Source organism: Kitasatospora sp. NPDC057198, assembly GCF_042670125.1.
Taxonomy (GTDB): domain Bacteria; phylum Actinomycetota; class Actinomycetes; order Streptomycetales; family Streptomycetaceae; genus Kitasatospora.
In genome coordinates, this window is sequence record NZ_JBHUWH010000864.1 from 1 (window position 1) to 1,408 (window position 1,408).

2 protein-coding genes are annotated in these 1,408 nt (G+C 75.0%); both read right to left on the reverse strand.

The features are described from left to right. Window positions 1-8: 8 nt before the first annotated feature. On the reverse strand, window positions 9-503 hold the full coding sequence (locus ACFUEL_RS39710; protein ID WP_380243099.1) for an NUDIX domain-containing protein: 495 nt from the start codon (window positions 501-503) through the stop codon (window positions 9-11). A gap of 212 nt (window positions 504-715) precedes the next feature. Continuing rightward, a complete protein-coding gene (locus ACFUEL_RS39715; RefSeq protein WP_380243097.1) occupies window positions 716-1,315 on the reverse strand; it encodes a NeuD/PglB/VioB family sugar acetyltransferase in 600 nt (199 codons plus the stop codon). Window positions 1,316-1,408: the final 93 nt, after the last annotated feature.

The following is a 1,408-nucleotide window of genomic DNA, read 5'->3' on the forward strand; positions in this document are numbered from 1 at the left end:
CCCCCGTCTCACTGGAGCTCGCCCCGAAGCTCGGTCAGCTCGAAGTGCGCCGCGTCCTTTCCGGCCAGCGCGTGGGCGACGTGCCCGCGGGCCCGGTCCCCGATGTCGGGCAGCGCGTCCGGGTGGAACCAGCCGACCTCCAGCGACTCGTCGTCGTTGACCCGGGCCTCACCGGACAGCGGACGGCAGCGGAAGACCAGGTCGAGGTACTGGCTGCGGTCCCCGTTCGGGTACTCGATCATCGGGGAGACGCCCACCGCGACCAGCCGCTCGGGCAGCACCGTCACACCGGTCTCCTCCAGGCACTCGCGCACCACGGTGTCCGCGGGCTGCTCGCCGGGGTCGATGATGCCGCCGATCAGCGCCCACCTGCCGTTGTCCACCCGCCGCCCGAGCAACACCCGCCCGTCCTCGTCCACGACCACCGCCGACACCCCGGACAACCACAGCGGCCGCCGGCCGACCACCTCGCGCAGTTCCGCGAGAAACGCAGGAATTCCCAGGCCCGGAGCCTATGCGCTGCGCGCGGCCTGGGCAGGGTAGGTGTGGGGAGGGGGTGTGGACGGATGGGCGTCGCCTCCCGGCGAGGGGGCGGGGCGGGAAGCCTATGCGCTGCGCGCGGCCTGGGCGGGGCGGGGTCCTCCGGCGGAGGGGGCGGGGCGGGAAGCCCGTGTGCTGCGCGCGGCTGGGCGGGGGTGGTCTTCTTGGCTGGGGGTCAGTGGGGCAGGGGGCGGGCGGGGGTGCCGATGACGGTGGTGGTGGGGGGGACGTCGCGGGTGACGGTGGCGGCGGCGCCGACGAAGGCGGCGCGGCCTACGGTGCGACCCTGGAGGACCACGGCGCCGGAGCCGACGGTGCTGTCGTCCTCCAAGTGGACGGCGCCGGAGACGTTCGCGCCGGGGTAGACGGTGACGCGGGCGCCGAGGACGCTGTCGTGGCCGACGGTGGCGTTGTAGTGCACCTGGCTGTGCGGGCCGAGCCGGACGCTGCTGGAGATGTGCGCGCCGCCCATCACCAGGCAGCCGGGGGCGAGTTCGGTCTCCGGTGCGATGATCGCCCGGGGGTGCACCAGGGTGACGGGGCGGCCGCCCGCCGCGTCCAGCAGCGCGGCCAGCCGGGCCCGCACGGCCGGGTCGGCGATGCCGATCAAGTAGGTTGCCCCGTCCGGCAGTTCGGCGGGTTTGCGGACGGGCAGGCCGCGCACCCCGCCCCCGGCCAGCCGGTCGTCCAGGAAGCCGGACACCGCCACGCCCGCGGCGAGCGCCACGTCCAGCGCCTCCCGGCCCACCCCGCCCGCGCCCGCGATCCACACCATGCGCCGTTCTCCGTCCTGAGCAGTCGTCCCGAGCAGTCGTTCCGTGCAGTCGTTCCGTGCAGTCTTCCTGATGGGCCGTCACGGGAACGCACC